Origin of the sequence: Pseudoduganella aquatica (genome assembly GCF_009857595.1) — a bacterium.
In the GTDB taxonomy this organism is placed as follows: Bacteria; Pseudomonadota; Gammaproteobacteria; order Burkholderiales; family Burkholderiaceae_D; genus Rugamonas; species Rugamonas aquatica_A.
Genome location: NZ_WWCU01000174.1, coordinates 1 through 227 on the forward strand (window position 1 = coordinate 1; position 227 = coordinate 227).

Annotated in this window: 1 rRNA gene; it reads left to right on the top strand. The window is 48.9% G+C overall.

Annotated features, from left to right (window positions below):
- Window positions 1–6: 6 nt before the first annotated feature.
- Window positions 7–227 (top strand): 23S ribosomal RNA (locus GTP77_RS31530); the annotation flags it as partial.

Below are 227 nucleotides of genomic sequence, written 5' to 3' on the forward strand. Positions count from 1 at the left end.
GATTACAGGCGATGAAGGACGTAGAAGTCTGCGATAAGCCTCGGGGAGCTGACAAACAAGCTTTGATCCGAGGATTTCCGAATGGGGAAACCCGGCCTTTTAGGTCATTGCATGCTGAATACATAGGCATGCAAAGCGAACGCGGCGAACTGAAACATCTAAGTAGCTGCAGGAAAATAAATCAACCGAGATTCCCAAAGTAGTGGCGAGCGAAATGGGATGAGCCT